The organism is Cellulomonas sp. P2_F12, from assembly GCF_056403775.1.
This window is the reverse complement of the sequence record NZ_JBFUEV010000001.1, coordinates 400,679-418,697: the sequence shown is the minus strand read 5'-3', so window position 1 is coordinate 418,697 and position 18,019 is coordinate 400,679. Positions and strand designations below refer to the sequence as shown.

Sequence of the window (18,019 nt, the reverse complement as noted above, 5' to 3'; positions counted from 1 at the left end):
TGGACGACGAGGACACGATGCGTACCGCCGAGATCCGCCAGCGCTGGCTCGACTACTTCGAGGGCAACGGCCACGTCGTCGTGCCCTCGGCCTCGTTGATCTCCCCGGACCCGTCGACGCTGTTCGTCATCGCCGGCATGGTCCCGTTCATCCCGTACATGCTCGGCGAGCAGACGCCGCCGTGGAAGCGGGCGACCAGCGTGCAGAAGTGCGTGCGCACCCTCGACATCGAGGAGGTCGGCAAGACCACGCGCCACGGCACGTTCTTCCAGATGAACGGCAACTTCTCGTTCGGCGACTACTTCAAGGAAGGCGCGATCACCTTCGCCTGGGAGCTTGTCACGGGCTCGCGCGAGAACGGCGGCTTCGGCTTCGACCCCGACAGCATCTGGGTCACGGTCTTCTACGACGACGACGAGGCGGCGGCGCTCTGGAAGCAGATCGCGGGCCTGCCCGACGAGCGGATCCAGCGCCGCGGCTGGAAGGACAACTACTGGTCGACCGGTGCGCGCGGCCCCGCGGGTCCGTGCTCCGAGATCTACGTCGACCGCGGTCCGGAGTTCGGCGCGGAGGGTGGCCCGGTCGTCGACGAGGACCGCTACCTCGAGATCTGGAACCTCGTGTTCATGCAGTACGAGCGCGGCAACGGGGGCGGCAAGGAGGACTTCCCGATCCTCGGCGAGCTCAAGCAGAAGAACATCGACACGGGCATGGGGCTCGAGCGGGTCGCGTACCTGCTCCAGGGCGTCGACAACCTGTACGAGATCGACGAGGTCTTCCCCGTCATCCAGGGTGCGCAGGAGCTGTCCGGCAAGCGGTACGGCGCGGTGCACGACGACGACGTGCGCATGCGGGTCGTCGCCGACCACGTCCGCAGCGCGCTGATGCTCATGGGCGACGGCGTCACCCCCTCGAACGAGGGCCGCGGCTACGTCCTGCGCCGTCTGCTGCGCCGCTCCATCCGCTCGATGCGCCTGCTGGGCGTCGACGACGTCGCGCTGCCCACGCTGCTGCCGATGAGCCGTGACGCGATGAGCCCGTCCTACCCCGAGCTCGCGCAGAACTTCGAGCGGATCAGCCAGGTCGCGTACGCCGAGGAGGAGTCGTTCCGTCGCACGCTGGCAGCGGGGACGACGATCCTCGACACGGCGGTGCAGAACGTCAAGCAGAAGGCGCTCTCGGTGCTCTCGGGTTCGCACGCGTTCCAGCTGCACGACACGTACGGCTTCCCGATCGACCTGACCCTCGAGATGGCGGCCGAGCAGGGTGTGGCCGTCGACGAGACCGCGTTCCGCACGCTCATGAAGGAGCAGCGGGACCGGGCGCGGGCGGACGCGCTGGCCAAGCGCGCGGGCCGCGCGGACAACGCGGCCTACCAGGACCTGCACAGCACGCTGAGCACCGAGAACGCCAAGCCGGTGCAGTTCATCGGCTACACGGACGCGACTGCGCGGTCGCGGGTGGTCGGCCTGCTGGTCGACGGGGTGCCCGCGCCTGCGGCGACCGCGCCCGCGGACGTCGAGGTCGTGCTGGACGTGACGCCGTTCTACGCCGAGGCGGGCGGCCAGCTGGCCGACACCGGGACGATCCTGCTGGACGGCGGCGCGCGCATCGAGGTCGACGACGTGCAGGCGCCCGTCAAGGGGCTGTCCGTGCACCACGGCCGGCTGGTCGACGGCACGGTGACGTTCGGCGAGTCCGGCACGGCGTCGATCGACGTCGACCGGCGGCGCGCGATCGCCCGTGCGCACACCGCCACGCACCTGGTGCACAAGGCGCTGCACGAGTCCGTCGGCGAGAGCGCCACGCAGGCGGGATCGCTCAACGCGCCGAGCCGGCTCCGGTTCGACTTCCGCTCCCCGTCGGCGACCCCGTCGCAGGTCGTCGCGGAGATCGAGGCGCGCGTGAACGAGCGGCTCCAGGACGACCTCGAGGTCACCGACTCCGTCATGCAGATCGACGAGGCCCGCGGCCGGGGGGCGATGGCCCTGTTCGGCGAGAAGTACGGCAACGAGGTCCGCGTCGTCGACATCGGCGACGGCTGGTCCCTGGAGCTGTGCGCGGGCACGCACGTGAAGCGGTCCGGCGAGCTCGGGCTCGTCACCCTGCTGTCCGAGTCGGCGATCGGCTCCGGCGTGCGGCGCGTCGACGCCCTCGTCGGTGCCGGGGCCTACGGCTACCAGGCGAAGGAGCGCGCGGTCGTTGGCCAGCTCTCCGGCCTGCTGGGGGCTCGTCCCGACGAGCTCGCCGAGCGGGTGTCCTCGCTGCTCACCAAGCTGAAGGACTCCGAGAAGGAGCTCGCGACGCTGCGGCAGGCGTCGCTCCTCGCGCAGGCGGGCTCGCTGGCCTCGGGCGCGGCGACGGTGGGGGAGACCCGCGTGGTCACCCACGACGCGGGCGAGGTGGGCGGCGACGAGCTGCGCACCCTCGTGCTGGACGTCCGGTCGCGCCTGGGCGAGAGCACGCCCGCGGTCGTGGCCATCGGCGGGATCAGCAAGGGTCGGCCGGTCGTCGTCGTGGCCACGAACGCGAGCGCCCGCGAGCGCGGCGTGCGTGCGGGCGCGCTGGTCCGCACGGCCTCCGGGATCCTCGGCGGCGGCGGTGGCGGCAAGGACGACCTGGCGCAGGGCGGCGGCACCGACCCCGCTCGCCTGGCCGAGGCGCTGGCTGCGGTCGCGGCTGCGGCGAACGGCTGACGTGCAGGGACACACCGACCCCGGTGAGGTCGTCGCCCGCGGGCGGCGCCTCGGGGTCGACGTCGGCTCCGTGCGCGTGGGGCTCGCGACGAGCGACCCTGACGGCCTGATCGCGACCCCTGTCGCCACGCTGGCGCGAGCCACCGGCGGCAAGGGCCGGCTGCCGGCCGACATCGCCGAGGTGGTGCGCGAGGTGCAGGAGCGAGGTGTGGGTGTTGTGTACGTCGGACTTCCCATGCACCTGTCGGGGACCGAAGGCTCAGCATCAGAGGCCGCGCGCGCGTACGCTGTCCAACTGGCGCAGGCAGTCGCACCCGTCACGGTGAGGCTCGTCGACGAGCGGATGAGCACGGTGTCCGCCCATCACGCGCTGCATGCGTCCGGCCGATCCGGACGCAGCCACCGTCAGGTCGTCGACCAGGCGGCCGCGGTGGTGATCTTGCAGTCCGCGCTTGACGCGGAGCGTGCGTCGGGGCGTCGTCCCGGTGAGCGGGTCGTCGTCGACCCAGCGAAGCACGGTCCGGTGGCGCGCGGGGGGGCTGCGGGCGACGCACGGACGACAGTGGAGTGACGCGCACGTGACCAACAGCCAGACCGACCGCTGGGCCCCTGTAGATCGGAGTGACGAGGTGAGCGACCTGTTCGGTGGCGACACCCGCGTCGCGCCCGTCGAGCACCGGCCCTCGCGCGCCCGAGGCCGGGCCAAGGAGCAGCGTGAGCGCAAGCGCCGCCGTCGCCGCTCGATCTGGGTGCTCGTCGTCGCGGTCCTCATGGTCGCCGGCGCCGCCTACGTCGTCGTCGAGCTCATGGGCGGGATGTTCCACGTCGGCGGCTCGAACGCCGGCGGCAACGTCGAGGACTACTCGGGTGTCGGGCACGGCAGCGTCGAGGTGGTCATCAAGCCTGGGGACACCGGCGCCCTGATGGCGTCGACCCTGGTGGATGCCGGTGTCGTCGCCAGCGCGACGGCGTTCAACGAGGCCTTCGCCGCCAACCCGCAGGCCAGCTCGATCCAGCCGGGCACGTACCGCATGCTGCTCGAGATGAAGGCGTCGGACGCGGTCATCGCGCTGCTGAACCCGTCGAGCCGCGTCTCGATGAAGGTGACCATCCCCGAGGGGCTCACGCGGGACCAGATCGTCGCCAAGATCAACGAGAAGACCCTGATCCCCGTCGAGGACATCACCGCCGCGCTGGCGGACCCGACCGCGATCGGCCTGCCGGCCGAGGCGAACGGGAACTCGGAGGGCTGGCTGTTCCCGGCCACGTACGACGTCGAGCCCGGTGCGACCGCGGCGAGCGTGCTCTCGCAGATGACCGCGCAGACCGTCGCCGTCCTCACCCAGAAGGGTGTCCCGCAGGACCAGTGGGAGACCGTGCTCACCAAGGCGTCCCTGGTCGAGCGCGAGGCGCGCCTGGCCGAGGACCGGCCGAAGGTCGCCCGCGCGATCGAGAACCGGCTGGCCAAGGAGATGCCGCTCGACATCGACTCGTCGGTGGCCTACGGCCTGGGCAAGCCCGGCACGGCCGTCACCACCGCGGACACGCAGGACCCCAGCAACCCGTACAACACGTACAAGAACCTGGGCCTGCCGCCGACCCCGATCGCGTCGCCGGGCACCGCATCGATCGACGCCGTCCTCTCGCCGGCCGAGGGCGACTGGCTGTTCTGGGTGACCGTCAACCTCGACACGGGCGAGACGCTCTTCGCCAACAACCTGGCCGACCACCAGGCGAACGTGGAGCAGCTCCGCGAGTGGCAGGCGGCGAACGGGAAGTGACGTCCTCCGCCCCCCGACGGGCGGCGGTGCTCGGACACCCGGTGGCGCACTCGCTGTCACCGACGTTGCACCGTGCCGCCTACGCCGCGCTCGGGCTCGACGACTGGCGCTACGACGCGATCGACGTGACCGAGGAGGCGCTGCCGGCGTTCGTCGCCGGTCTCGACGGCACCTGGGCGGGGCTCAGCCTCACCATGCCGCTCAAGCAGACGGTGATCCCGCTCCTCGACCACGTCGAGCCGCTGGCCGAGGTGGTCGGCGCGGTGAACACGGTGCTGGTCCAGGGCCGCACGCTCATCGGCGCGAACACCGACGTGCACGGCATCGTCGCGGCGCTCGCGCTCGACGGCCCGGTCCGGACCGCGGCCGTCCTCGGGGCCGGCGCGACCGCGTCGTCCACGCTCGCCGCCCTCGCGCAGCTGGGCTGCACGTCGCCCGTGGTGTACGTGCGGTCCGTCGCCCGGGCGGGCGGTCTCATGCGCGCGGCCCACCGGATGGGCGTCACACCGGTGTACCGGAACCTCGACACCGCGCCGTCCGAGATCGGTCGGGCGGACGTGGTCGTGTCGACCCTGCCGCCGCACGCCGCCGACGATCTCGCCGCCGGCCTGAGCGCGGTCGGCGGCGTGCTGCTCGACGTCGCCTACGACCCGCGGCCCACCGCGCTGTCCGTCGCCTGGGCCGCCGCCGGGGGGGCGGTCGTCGGTGGGGAGCAGATGCTGCTGCACCAGGCGGCCGAGCAGGTGCGCCTGATGACCGGGAGGTCGGCCCCCCTGGCCGCCATGTCGGCGGCGCTCGAGGGCAAACTGACCCACTGATCCGCTCACGCAGGTCGCTGCACCTGCCGATTGACCCGAGGAGACATCCGCGCGGTCACCGGCCGCCGGCAGAGGCGGAGGGACGCGCGTGAAGCAGCTCGGAGAGATTCTGCTCGACGAAGGCCTCGTCTCGGAGGCGCAGCTGCTCGCGGCGCTGGACGAGACCCAGGCCCGAGGTTCGTCGCTGGGCCGCACGCTCGTCGAGCTGGGCGTGCTCTCCGAGGGCCAGCTGGTCAAGGCCCTCGCCGCCCAGGTCGGCATGAACTTCGTGGACCTCGACGACTACCCGGTCGACCGCACCGCGGTGAGCCTGGTGCCGAGCGCGCTGTGCCGCCGGTACTCGGTGCTCCCGGTCGCCCTCGAGGGCGGCTCGATCGTGCTCGCGACGTCCGACCCCGGCAACGTCATGGCCGTCGACGACGTGCGCAACGTCTCCGGCATGCCGGTGATCCCCGTCATCGCCACGCACGACAACCTGCTGCGGGCGATCGACCGGTTCTGCCGCGCGGACGACGAGATGGAAGACCTCTCGCAGGCGTTCGAGGAGTTCACCGCCGAGCCCGAGGCCGACCTGTCGAAGATGGGGGACATCGCCGACGACGACGCCCCGATCGTGCGATTCGTCAACCTGCTGGTCACGCAGGCGATCACCGACCGCGCCTCGGACATCCACATCGAGCCGTCCGAGAAGGACCTGCGCGTCCGGTACCGCATCGACGGCGTGCTGCACGAGACCCAGCGGGCGCCCAAGCAGATCCAGAGCGGCGTGATCAGCCGCGTGAAGATCATGAGCGACATCGACATCGCGGAGCGCCGCAAGCCGCAGGACGGCCGCATGTCCGTGGTGCACAACGGTCGCAAGATCGACCTCCGCGTGGCGACGCTGCCCACCGTGTGGGGCGAGAAGATCGTCATGCGAATCCTCGACAACTCCACGGCGAGCCTCGACCTGCGCGACCTGTCGTTCCTCGACTCCAACTACGAGGTCTACCGCGAGGCGTACACCAAGCCCTACGGGATGATCCTGGTCACCGGCCCGACCGGTTCGGGCAAGTCGACGACGCTGTACGCGACGCTGAACGCGGTCTCCAAGCCCGAGATCAACGTGATCACCGTCGAGGACCCGGTCGAGTACCGGCTGGCGGGCATCAACCAGGTCCAGGTCAACCCGAAGGCCGGCCTGACGTTCGCCGGCGCGCTGCGCTCGATCCTGCGCTCCGACCCCGACGTCGTGCTCCTCGGTGAGATCCGCGACCACGAGACGGCGCAGATCGCCATCGAGGCGGCCCTCACCGGTCACCTCGTGCTCTCCACGCTGCACACCAACGACGCGCCGTCGGCGGTCACGCGTCTCACGGAGATGGGGATCGAGCCCTTCCTCGTGGGCTCCGCGCTGGACTGCGTGGTGGCCCAGCGGCTCGCGCGGCGCCTGTGCAGCAAGTGCAAGGAGCTGTACCAGCCGTCGCCCGAGGAGATGATGAGCGCCCGCTTCCCGTGGATGCCGGGCGAGCCGATCCCCGAGCTCTACCGGCCGGCCGGCTGCGTGACGTGCTCGAAGACCGGCTACCGCGGGCGGCTCGCGCTGCACGAGGTCATGCAGGTCACCGAGGACATCGAGCGCCACGCCGTCGCGCACTCGTCGTCGGCCGACATCTCCGCCACCGCCGTGAAGCAGGGCATGATCCCGCTCCGCGACGACGGCTGGCAGAAGGTCGTGCTCGGTCAGACCTCGATCGAGGAGATCCTCCGCGTCGTGGCGTGACCCCGTCGGTGCACCCCAACGTGCACCGAAGTCTCAAGTCGGGCATCGGCGCCGCCGATGAACGGTCCAGCGGCACGTCCGTGCCGGTCGCACACCGCGACCACGTGGAGGGAATGACGTGAGCGAGAACTATCCGGCACCCATGGGGGAGCCCTCGCGGCCGTTGCCGCCGTACCGGCCCGCCGGTCCGCAGGTCGGTGCCCCCGTCCAGCCAGGCGCGACAGCGATGTTCTCGCCCATCCCGTCGCAGAGCGCGCCCGGTGCCCCCGCGGCGCCCGCTCCCTCGTACCAGGCCGCGCCCTCGGGCCCTCCGGCCTACCAGGCGGCGCCCACCGGCCCGCCCGCCTACCTCCCGCCGCAGTCGGCCGCGCCCGCCTACGGCGCCCCGCAGGCTCCGGCGACGTTCCAGCCCGCCGGTCCGTCGGCGGCTCCCGCCACCAAGGTCTTCATGCCCGTGCAGCCGCCGGCCCCCGCGGCCCCGGTCGCCGCGCCGGCGACCCCGCCGGAGGGTGCGCCCACGCAGCGCGCCGCAGCGCCGGCCCCCGGCCGCGAGCGGGGCCCGCGACGGGGCATGGGGGAGGACAAGCAGGAGGGCGACCTCCCGATCGACGCGATCCTCACCGAGATGGTCCGCGTCGGCGCGTCCGACGTGCACCTGACCACCGGGACCACCCCGATGGTCCGCATCAACGGCTCGCTGTCCGCGCTCGAGGGCTTCGGCCAGGTCACCCCGGACGGGCTGCGCCGGTCGCTGTACGCGTTCCTCACGCAGAAGCAGCGCGAGAAGTTCGAGACGAACCTCGAGCTCGACCTCTCCTACGCGGTCCGCGGCCTGGCCCGGTTCCGCGTGAACATCTACCAGCAGCGCGAGTCGATCGGCGCGGCCTTCCGCGTGATCCCGTACGAGATCAAGCCGCTCGAGGAGCTCGGCGTGCCGGCGATCGTCGGTACCTTCGCGGGCCTGCCCCGCGGTCTCGTGCTGGTCACCGGCCCGACCGGCTCCGGCAAGTCCACGACGCTGGCGTCGATCGTCGACCTGGCCAACCGGACGCGCCAGGACCACATCATGACCGTCGAGGACCCGATCGAGTTCCTGCACCGGCACAAGAAGTGCGTGGTGAACCAGCGCGAGGTCGGCCAGGACACCCACTCGTTCGCCAACGCGCTCAAGCACGTGCTGCGCCAGGACCCGGACATCATCCTCGTCGGTGAGATGCGTGACCTTGAGACGATCTCCGTGGCCCTCACGGCCGCCGAGACCGGTCACCTGGTCTTCGCGACCCTGCACACGCAGGACGCGGCCCAGACCATCGACCGCGTGATCGACGTCTTCCCGGCCCACCAGCAGGCGCAGGTGCGCACGCAGCTGGCCGGCGCGATCCAGGGCGTGGTCTGCCAGACGCTGGCCAAGCGCTCGGACGCCCCCGGCCGTGCCGTCGCCACCGAGGTGCTCGTCGCCACCCCCGCCATCCGCAACCTCATCCGTGAGGGCAAGACGCACCAGATCTACTCCGCCATGCAGGCCGGCGCGAAGCAGGGGATGCACACGATGGACCAGCACCTCGCCGACCTGGTGAAGGTCGGCAAGATCTCGTACGAGATGGGCCTCGAGAAGTGCCACCACGTCGAGGACTTCAACCGCCTCACCGGCCGGTTCTCCGGCGGGTCGCAGGGTGCCGCGGGCATGGGTGACGCGGTCTCCATGGGCGGCACCTCCTACGGGAACCAGGCCTTCTGATGGCTACCGCGCAGAAGACCTTCGAGTACGCGGTCCGCGACAAGTCCGGCAAGCTGGTCAAGGGCCGCGTCGAGGCCAACAACCAGGCCGCGGTGGCCAACCGCCTCCGCGAGATGGGCCTCGCGGCCGTCTCGATCTCCGAGGTGGGCACCGGCGGCCTCAACGCCGAGATCAACATCCCCGGGTTCGGCAACAACAAGGTCTCGCTCAAGGACCTCGCGATCATGGCCCGCCAGCTGGCGACCATGATCGACTCGGGCCTGTCCCTCCTACGGGCGCTGAGCATCCTGGCCGACCAGACCGAGTCGAAGCCGTTGGCCAAGGTCGTCGCCCAGGTGCGCAACGACGTCGAGGTCGGCACGGCGTTCTCGGTCGCGCTGCAGAAGCACCCCGAGACGTTCCCGCCGCTGATGATCAACATGGTCAAGGCCGGCGAGGTCGGTGGCTTCCTCGACCAGGTGCTGGTGAGCGTCGCGGACAACTTCGAGTCGGAGGTCAAGCTGCGCAGCACCATCAAGTCGGCCATGACCTACCCGGTGGTCGTCTTCATCGTCGCCATCCTGGCCGTCGCGGGCATGCTGCTCTTCATCGTCCCGGTGTTCGCCGGCATGTTCGCGAGCCTGGGCGGCACCCTGCCGCTGCCCACCCGGATCCTCATGACCCTCTCGGCCATCCTCAAGGTGACCATCATCCCGACGGTCGTGGTGCTCATCGGGTTCTCGTTCTGGTGGCGCAAGCACAAGAACGACAAGTCGGTCCGCATGCGGCTGGACCCGCTCAAGCTCAAGCTGCCGGTCTTCGGCAACCTGTTCCGCAAGATCGCGGTGTCCCGGTTCACCCGGAACTTCGGCACGATGATCCACGCCGGCGTGCCCATCCTGCAGGCGCTCGACATCGTCGGCGAGACCAGCGGCAACCTGGTGATCGAGAAGGCCGCCAAGGCGGTGCAGGAGTCCGTGCGTCGCGGCGAGTCGCTGTCCGGGCCGCTGTCCCAGCACGACGTCTTCCCGCCGATGGTCGTGCAGATGATGGCCGTCGGTGAGGACACCGGTGCCCTGGACACCATGCTGGGCAAGATCGCCGACTTCTACGACGCCGAGGTCGAGGCGACCACCGAGCAGCTCACCAGCCTCATCGAGCCCCTCATGATCGTGGTCATCGGCGCGATCATCGGCGCCATGGTCATCGCCATGTACATGCCCATCTTCGGCATCTTCAACCTCATCTCCTGATACCAGGAAATACCTCTACGAAGGCACGGCAGCGCGGCTGCCGTGCCTTCGTTGCGCCGTCCGGGTGACTGGTCGAAAAAGGTTCCCGAACGTCGTCAAGAACGCTCCGAACAGGGTCGATACACGTGATGCACGACCGAACCGGCTCCGCCGGACTGATTCAGACAATTGACCCCTCGAGCACACTCAGGAGCTGACTGTGATCGCACGCATGCAGAAGTCCATGGCGGAGAAGGACAAGGGTTTCACCCTGATCGAGCTCCTCGTCGTCATCATCATCATCGGCATTCTCTCGGCCATCGCCATCCCGGTGTTCCTGAACCAGCGCAAGAAGGCGGTCGACGCGTCGATCAAGTCCGACCTGCGCACGGTCGCCCAGGAGATCGAGACGTACTACACGGACAACCAGAAGTACCCGCTGACGGCGGACGCGGCGCAGACGGGTGGCGCGGGCACCAAGTTCGCCATCACCCTCGGCGACACGGTCTCGGTCAGCGCGAACAACGTCATCGTGTACGCGCTCGACGCGAGCGGGCAGTCCTACACGCTCCAGGGGACCAATGACAAGTCCACTGCGACCGCCGGCAAGTACTTCCTGTACGACAGCGCGCTCGGCGGACTGAACCCCAAGGTCCAGCCCTGATCCCCTGCAGTAGCGAACGGCTCGGCTAGATCCTGAACACCCAGACCTCACGAAAGAAGACGGACATGATCGCTCGCATGCAGAAGTCCATCGCGGAGAAGGACAAGGGCTTCACCCTTATCGAGCTCCTCGTCGTCATCATCATCATCGGCATTCTCTCGGCCATCGCCATCCCGGTGTTCCTCAACCAGCGCAAGAAGGCGGTCGACGCGTCGATCAAGTCCGACCTGCGTACGGTCGCCCAGGAGGTCGAGACGTACTACACCGACAACCAGGCGTACCCCGCGACCGTCGCGGCGTCGACCGGCACCTCGCCGAACACGATCGTCGTCACGACGGGCAGCACGATCTCGCTGAGCGCCGGCAACGTCGTCAGCTACAAGATCATCGGCACCGACGCGTACTGCGTCTACGGCTACAACGCCAAGGGCACCGGTGCCGCGACGGCCGGCTTCAGCTACCTGAGCGCGACCGGTGGCCTGCAGCCGGGCGCCGCGGCCGCGAAGGCCGCTGGTTGCTGATCAGCACCACGTAGTAGCGGGCGGTGSGGAGATGGCGACACGTCCATCTCCGCACCGCCTCCGTGCACGACACGCCGACAAGAGGAGGCCAGCCATGATCCAGCGACTGCAGCGCGACGACGCGCCGGACGCCGGCTTCACGCTGATGGAGGTGCTCGTGGCCCTCGCGATCATCGCGATCGTGGCCAGCGCATCCCTGGCTTTCTTCATCAACGGCACGCGCAGCGTCACCACGCAGCAGCGGCAGCAGAACGCGACGTCGGTCGCGAACAAGGCCATGGAGGACGCGTACTCGCGCGTCGCCAAGTTCTCCACCACGAAGACCTCCGGGGTCGTCGTCGGGCGCACGCAGGCCGAGGTGACCGCGGCCTGGACGGCGGCGGTCGCGGCCGGCGTCAACGGGCTCGTCGACGCCTACCCCGACTGGGACGCGGCGACCGCGCCCGCCCCGCTGACCGGAACCGCGGACGACGCGGTCCCGCTGACCCAGCAGGTCACGCAGTCCCGCATCAAGTACACCGTGACCACCCTGTTCGGTTCGTGCTACCGGAGCACCACGCTCGCGTCGGCGCCCTGCACGAAGACCGGCGGGTCGGCCGCCTGGGTGGCCAGCTCCGGCTACCAGCGCATGATCCGCGCGGCCGTGATGGTCACCTGGGCCGACGTCACCGGGAACTGCGGTGGGACCTGCAGCTACAACATCTCGTCCCTGATCGACCCGAACCAGGACCTCGAGTGGAACAACACCACGCTGATCCTGGCCGCCGACGACTCGCTGTCCATCGACGCGGACGCGGCCCCGGTCGACATCGACGTCCTCGACAACGACACGCTGCCCGCCCTGACGGCGAACCCGATCGCGTCCATCACGCAGCCGCTCAAGCCGTCGACCGCGACGCCGTCCATGGGGACCGCGACGATCAACACCGGGAACGGCACGATCAAGTTCGACCCGAACGACGACGCGCACGGCGAGGTCACGTTCAACTACACCTTGACGATCGGTGCCCGCACCGCGACGGGCACCGTGCACGCCTACGTGAACCCGCTCGCGGTGAACTACTCGAGCAACGCCGTGGTGGGCGTCGCCGGCTCGGTCGCGGTCAAGACCCGGTACGGCACCAACCCGACCTCCATCGCATTCGTGGGGACGCCCCCGCCGGGCGTGACCATCAGCGGGACGACGATCAAGTGGACGCCGACGACCGCCGGTGACCCGACGATCACCTACACGTACACGGACTCGGAGCAGATGGTGAGCCGCCCCGGCACGGTGTCGCTGCACGTCACCAACTACGCGCCCCCGGTGGTCGGTCCTCTGTCGATCAGCATCCCGGCGAACTCGACCGACTTCGCGCTGAACCTCCAGACGGCGTCGGGCAACGCGAGCACCTACAAGGTCAAGGTCTTCGGGCCGGCGTCGCCGTCGTCGAGCACCTCGCTGAAGGTGGACGGCAACGGCGCGTCGGGGACCGGCACGGTCGGCGCGTCGGCCACGTTCTCGCCGCAGGCCAAGACCCTGGCCGTCTACACGTTCACCTACGCGATCCTCGACCCGGACGGCAACAGCTCGGGCACGGCTGTGGCGACGGTCCGCGCACAGCCCGTCGCCGTCGCGGACGTGGTGTCGGCCAAGAAGTCGCCGGCGACGGGGACCGCGGTGAAGACGGACCTCGACCTGGGGCTCAACGACGGTGCCTACGTCGGGACGACCTTCACGGTCGTGACGGCCATGCCGTCCGGCTGCGGCTCCCTCGACCTGACCACGTGGGCGACGTCCGGCAAGGTCAAGTACACGTCGCCGACGACAGCGAAGAGCTGCAACTTCAGCTACAAGATCGTGCCCACCGATACGAGCTACACGACGTCCAACACGGTCAACGTGACGCTGACGGTGACCAACTGATGCGCGCGGCACTGCGCCAGGCGCGCGGCGACGAGCGCGACTCGGGCATCACGACGGTCGAGCTGATCGTGGCGATGGGCATCTTCGTCACGGTGATCGCGATCTTCATGAGCGGCGTCGTGATGATGACCAACAACGCGGTCCGCAGCACGGTGACGGTGAATGCCGGTGACAGCGCGCGGCTGGTGATCCAGCGGTTCGACAAGCAGGTCCGCTACGCCGACGCGATCAACCTGCCCGGTGCGGGGACGCTCGGGCGCCAGTACATCGAGTTCCGGACGCCCGCCACGGTCGCCAAGAGCGGGGTCACCACCTGCACGCAGTGGCGCTGGGACCCGACGACCAAGCTGATGGAGATGCGCTCCTGGGCCGACGGCGCGGCCGTGCTGCCGCCGTTCGTCTCCGTGGCCAAGGGCATCGTCGCGGACCCGTCCGTGACGAAGTACCCCTTCGCGATGGATCTCGCCACACCCGTCCACCCGCGGCAGGAGGTCACCCTCTCGCTGCTGGTCACCGGTGCCGAGGGCGCGAAGGTGTCGGCGTCCTCGAGCTTCGTGGCACGGAACAGCTCGGTCGAATCGATCAGCAACGTCGACAGCCCGCCGGCTGACGGTGTCTCGGACAACCCCGTGTGCTGGAAGACAGGAGTGCGGCCATGACCCGTCAGGGACTCGTGCTGCGGCGCGCCGTGCGCGCGTTGCAGGCGCGGACGCGGGGGGAGGAGCAGGACCGCGGGGTCGCGCTCCTCGCAGCCCTCCTGCTCGTCATGATCATGAGCGCCATGAGCATCCTGGTGCTCGGCCTCGTCGTGAGCCAGATCAAGCCGACGCAGTTCTCCGAGAAGAGCACGCGGACGATCTTCGCCGCGGAGGCGGGGGTCGAGTCGAGCCTCGCGCGCATCCGGACGGCCGTCGGCGGTGCGGACTTCACCGGCAAGATCTACGGCGACCCGAAGAAGCTGCCGTGCACGATGACCGGCGCCGTCGACACGGCCGCCACCGGCACGACCTACGACGTCGTCATCCAGTACTTCGGCGAGGACCCGGCCGGGCAGACCGCGGCGTGGCGCACCGCCAAGGCGATCAGCTGCACGAACGGCACCGGGACCGGGACCGTCCTGCCCGCGTACGCCTACATCTCCTCGCACGGCCAGGCCGTGTCCTCCGCGCGGGTGGGCAGCGGCCTGGCCGACCGGTCCATCTCGATGATCTACCAGTTCTCCACCACCACGACGAACGTCAAGGGTGGCCGGATCTACTCGTACAGCAACAGCGCGAGCGTCGCGCAGTTCTGCCTGCGCGCGACGGGCCTGGTCGACGGCTCCGACGTCGCGTACAAGACGGGCTCGACGTGCGGCACGGCGGCGAACACCGACTACGAGCTGTGGATCTACGACACTGACTACACGATCAAGCTGGCCAGCTCGACGCTGACGACGACCCCGCTCTGCCTGACGACCGTCGGGACGTCGGTCAAGCTGAAGGCCTGCACCTCGCCGACCTACCAGCAGCTCTGGTCGTGGGACGAGAGCGGCAAGGCGACGTGGCAGGGTCAGACGTCGGGCATCGCGGACAGCTCCGACTGCCTGGGCTCCATCCGGACGTCCGGGACGCCCCAGGACGGCGACCTGCTCGTGATGAACGACACCTGCGTGGCCAACCAGCCCTGGGGCTCGTTCTCGCCGGACCCGGCGGTCGGACCCGGCGCGGCGAGCGTGAACACGCACCAGATCGTCAACTACCTCGAGTTCGGCCGCTGCTTCGACGTGACCGACGAGACCACGAGCCGGCCGTTCATGATCTCGTACCCGTGCAAGCAGGACCCGCCCGCCGGCGCAGGCCTCAAGTGGAACCACAAGTGGTTCTACAACGAGCCCCTCGTGGGCGCCGTCGCACCCAAGCAGCTCATCTACATCAAGGACGCGGGCGGCACGCAGTACTGCCTCCAGACGCCGACGGCACAGTCGACGCCGAGCGGGTACACGGGCGTCGGGGTGGGGTACTACCCGACGCTGACCAGCTCGTGCAACCTCTCGACCGTCGAGCAGCAGTGGACCCGGAGCATGGCGACCGGGGACAAGACGACGAGCTGGACCATCCGCGACAACTCCGGGCGCTGCGTCTCCGCGGCGGGCGGCAAGTACAACGGCAACTGGACCTCGCTGGTGATGGCCGCGTGCGACGGCAGCACCGCGCAGAAGTGGAACGCCCCGGCGGAGAATGTCGACGCCGAGGTGGGCAACTACCTCGAGGAGACCAGCTGATGCACGAGGGGGACATGACGTGACGGGTGCGCTGATCGGGCTCTCGGTCGTGATCGGGTGCGTGATCGGCTCGTTCCTGAACGTCGTGGTGTGGCGGGTGCCCCGTGGGGAGTCCGTCGTCTCCCCGCCGAGCGCCTGCCCGCGCTGCGGCCACGCGATCCGGCCCTGGGACAACGTCCCGGTCGTCTCGTGGCTGGTGCTGCGGGGTCGGTGCCGCGACTGCTCGGCGCCGATCTCGGTCCGCTACCCGGCGGTCGAGCTGGGCACCGGGGTGCTCTTCGGGCTCACGACGCTGTGGCTCGGGGCGTCGTGGGCGCTGCCCGCCTACTGGTACCTCGCGGCGATCGCCGTGGCCCTCGCGCTGATCGACATCGACGTGCACCGGCTACCCGACGCCATCGTGCTGCCGTCCTACCCGGTCGCGCTCGTCCTGCTCGCCCTGGCGTCGTGGAACCCGACCGGGCAGGCCGACTGGGCTGCCCTGGTCCGGGCGGTGCTCGGCGGCGTCATCCTGCTCGTCGTCTACTTCGTCCTCGTGCTGGTGTACCCGCGCGGCATGGGCCTGGGCGACGTGAAGCTGGCGGGCGTCCTGGGCCTGTACCTCGGGTGGATCGGCTGGGACGCGCTGGTGGTCGGGTGGTTCGCGGCGTTCCTGCTGGGCGGCCTGTACGCCGTCGCCCTGCTCGTGACCCGCCGCGCGGGTCGCGGCTCGGGGATCCCGTTCGGCCCGTGGATGCTCGCCGGCGCGGCGGTCGGGCTCGTGCTCGGCCCCGTCGTCGCGGACTGGTACCTCCAGCTGCTCTGACAGATCGCGTGCTGCTGCACGAAGTGCTCAAGTCACCCTGCGTTCCACCCGATAGCACCAGGGAACGCATCGACCCTTCGGAAGGACCCTCGTGGCCACGTCACGTGTCATCGGGCTCGACATCGGCTCGTCGTCGGTGCGCGCAGCCGAGCTGGAGTTCGGCAGCGGCGGCCCCAGCGGCAAGAACGCCCCCACCCTCGTCCGCTTCGGGCAGGCGCCCCTCCCGGTCGGTGCCGTGCGCGACGGAGAGGTGCAGCAGCCCTCGATCGTCTCGCAGGCCCTCCGCCAGCTCTGGGCGCAGGCCAAGTTCGAGTCGAAGGACGTCATCATCGGCGTCGGCAACCAGCGGGTCATCGTGCGTGACCTCGACCTGCCGTGGATGCCGCTCGCGCAGCTCAAAGAGTCGCTGCCGTTCCAGGTCATGGAGCTGCTGCCGATGTCCACCGACGACGCGCTGCTCGACTTCTTCCCGACGGGCGAGGTCGAGGGTCCGCAGGGCCGGATGGTCCGCGGGATGCTCGTCGCCGCGCAGCGCGACACCGTCGCCTCCAACGTCGTCGCGGTCGAGGGCGCCGGGCTCAAGCCGCGCATGGTCGACCTCAACGCGTTCGCGCTGATCCGGGCGCTGTCGCGCGGCGACCTGAACAACGCGACCGCGGCGTTCGTCGACATCGGCGCCAGCCTCACCACCGTCGTGATCTCCGCCCAGGGTTCGCCTCGCCTCGTGCGTGCGCTGCCGTCCGGCGGCATGAACGTCACCAACGCGGTCGCGACCGCGCTGAAGATCCCGGCGACCGAGGCCGACATCCTCAAGCGCGAGATCGGCATCGGTTACGCGGTCGGCCCCGAGCGGGCGGACGCGGCCGAGGCCATCACGACCGTGGTCACGTCGCTGGTCGAGTCGATCCGCAACACGTTCGTCTACTACTCGGGCAGCCACCCGGGCCAGGGGATCGACGTCGTCGTCCTCACCGGCGGCGGCTCGCACCTGCCGGGCCTCGGTCAGTACCTGTCGAGCGCCAGCCGCCTGCCGGTCACCCTCGGAGACCCGCTGGCGGGTCTCCGGATGGCCAAGACCGTCAGCCGCGACTCCCTGAACGGCCACGAGTCGCTCATCGCCCTCCCCGTCGGACTCGCGTACGGAGTTGCCGCATGACCACCATGCTCGAGCGTGCCCGGCCGCAGAAGCGCCCGGCCGGCGCCCTCACGATCGGTCTGCCCCAGGTCAACCTCCTCCCGCCGGAGGTCAAGGCCGCCCGCGCCCTGCGGCACGTCAAGCAGTGGCTCGTGGTGGTCCTGCTCATCGTGCTCGCGGTCGCGGCCGTGATGTACGCGTTCGCCCTGATGGCCCGCACCTCGGCCGACTCCGCCCTCGCGGACGCCCAGGACGAGGCGAGCCAGCTGCAGGCGCAGGAGAAGAAGTACTCCGAGGTGCAGCCGGTCCTCAACGGGCTGCGCCGCACCACGGACGCTCGCGCCCAGGGCATGGCGCCCGAGATCATGTGGAAGCCGTACCTCGACGCCATCGCCGCGGTCCTGCCGGCGAACGTGAGCATCACGACGTTCTCGGTGGTGCAGACCGGCCTCAACGCGCCGGCACCCGCGGCCCCGGACGCCCTGACCGAGCAGGGTGTCGCGACGGTGCAGTTCTCCGCCCGCGCCAAGACCCTCCCGGACAGCGCGGCGTGGACCGAGGCCCTCAACACGATCCCGGGCTTCTACGCGGCCTCGACCAGCACCGACACCCTCGGTGAGACCGACGGCAGCATCGCGTACACGGTCACGTCGATGGTGCAGGTCAACCTGTCCGCGCTGGCCAACCGGTTCCCCGCCACGACCCCCGAAGGCAGCTGA

At 70.0% G+C, this 18,019-nt stretch carries 15 protein-coding genes; all 15 read left to right on the top strand.

Annotated elements, in window-relative coordinates:
- The first annotated feature begins 17 nt into the window (after positions 1-17).
- The 15 genes from alaS (at position 18) to AC1DWH_RS01810 (ending at position 18,019) form a co-directional block, all read left to right on the top strand.
- Positions 18-2,696: an alanine--tRNA ligase gene (alaS, locus tag AC1DWH_RS01880; protein WP_477092724.1), complete on the top strand. Its 2,679-nt coding sequence runs from the start codon at positions 18-20 to the stop codon at positions 2,694-2,696.
- A gap of 1 nt (position 2,697) precedes the next feature.
- A complete protein-coding gene (ruvX, locus tag AC1DWH_RS01875; protein ID WP_456846405.1) occupies positions 2,698-3,267 on the top strand; it encodes a Holliday junction resolvase RuvX in 570 nt (189 codons plus the stop codon).
- Between the two features lie 58 nt (positions 3,268-3,325).
- The gene (gene mltG / locus AC1DWH_RS01870; protein ID WP_456846404.1) at positions 3,326-4,477 is read left to right on the top strand and encodes an endolytic transglycosylase MltG; all 1,152 of its coding nucleotides are present in this window, start codon (positions 3,326-3,328) and stop codon (positions 4,475-4,477) included.
- Complete coding sequence (locus tag AC1DWH_RS01865; RefSeq protein ID WP_456846403.1) at positions 4,474-5,295, top strand: shikimate dehydrogenase; 822 nt, start codon at positions 4,474-4,476, stop codon at positions 5,293-5,295. The genes mltG and AC1DWH_RS01865 overlap by 4 nt, the downstream gene beginning before the upstream one ends.
- Positions 5,296-5,383: 88 nt before the next feature.
- Complete coding sequence (locus tag AC1DWH_RS01860) at positions 5,384-7,057, top strand: GspE/PulE family protein (RefSeq protein WP_477092233.1); 1,674 nt, start codon at positions 5,384-5,386, stop codon at positions 7,055-7,057.
- 118 nt (positions 7,058-7,175) lie between these two features.
- Entirely contained in the window at positions 7,176-8,795 is a 1,620-nt protein-coding gene (locus tag AC1DWH_RS01855) for a type IV pilus twitching motility protein PilT (RefSeq protein ID WP_477092232.1), read from the top strand.
- On the top strand, positions 8,795-10,027 hold the full coding sequence (locus AC1DWH_RS01850; protein WP_456847580.1) for a type II secretion system F family protein: 1,233 nt from the start codon (positions 8,795-8,797) through the stop codon (positions 10,025-10,027). The genes AC1DWH_RS01855 and AC1DWH_RS01850 overlap by 1 nt, the downstream gene beginning before the upstream one ends.
- 199 nt (positions 10,028-10,226) lie before the next feature.
- Complete coding sequence (locus AC1DWH_RS01845; RefSeq protein ID WP_477092231.1) at positions 10,227-10,670, top strand: prepilin-type N-terminal cleavage/methylation domain-containing protein; 444 nt, start codon at positions 10,227-10,229, stop codon at positions 10,668-10,670.
- Positions 10,671-10,735: 65 nt separating this feature from the next.
- Positions 10,736-11,191: a prepilin-type N-terminal cleavage/methylation domain-containing protein gene (locus tag AC1DWH_RS01840; protein WP_477092230.1), complete on the top strand. Its 456-nt coding sequence runs from the start codon at positions 10,736-10,738 to the stop codon at positions 11,189-11,191.
- 94 nt (positions 11,192-11,285) lie between these two features.
- On the top strand, positions 11,286-13,097 hold the full coding sequence (locus tag AC1DWH_RS01835; protein ID WP_477092229.1) for an Ig-like domain-containing protein: 1,812 nt from the start codon (positions 11,286-11,288) through the stop codon (positions 13,095-13,097).
- Entirely contained in the window at positions 13,097-13,756 is a 660-nt protein-coding gene (locus AC1DWH_RS01830) for a PulJ/GspJ family protein (protein ID WP_477092228.1), read from the top strand. Before AC1DWH_RS01835 ends, AC1DWH_RS01830 begins: the two co-directional genes overlap by 1 nt.
- Positions 13,753-15,360 carry an RICIN domain-containing protein gene (locus AC1DWH_RS01825; RefSeq protein ID WP_477092227.1) on the top strand — a complete coding sequence of 536 codons (1,608 nt, stop codon included), beginning with the start codon at positions 13,753-13,755 and terminating at the stop codon, positions 15,358-15,360. The genes AC1DWH_RS01830 and AC1DWH_RS01825 overlap by 4 nt, the downstream gene beginning before the upstream one ends.
- A 19-nt stretch (positions 15,361-15,379) precedes the next feature.
- Entirely contained in the window at positions 15,380-16,165 is a 786-nt protein-coding gene (locus AC1DWH_RS01820) for a prepilin peptidase (RefSeq protein ID WP_477092226.1), read from the top strand.
- A 91-nt stretch (positions 16,166-16,256) separates the two neighbouring features.
- On the top strand, positions 16,257-17,321 hold the full coding sequence (pilM, locus tag AC1DWH_RS01815) for a type IV pilus assembly protein PilM (RefSeq protein ID WP_456845835.1): 1,065 nt from the start codon (positions 16,257-16,259) through the stop codon (positions 17,319-17,321).
- Positions 17,318-18,019 carry a PilN domain-containing protein gene (locus AC1DWH_RS01810; protein ID WP_477092225.1) on the top strand — a complete coding sequence of 234 codons (702 nt, stop codon included), beginning with the start codon at positions 17,318-17,320 and terminating at the stop codon, positions 18,017-18,019. The genes pilM and AC1DWH_RS01810 overlap by 4 nt, the downstream gene beginning before the upstream one ends.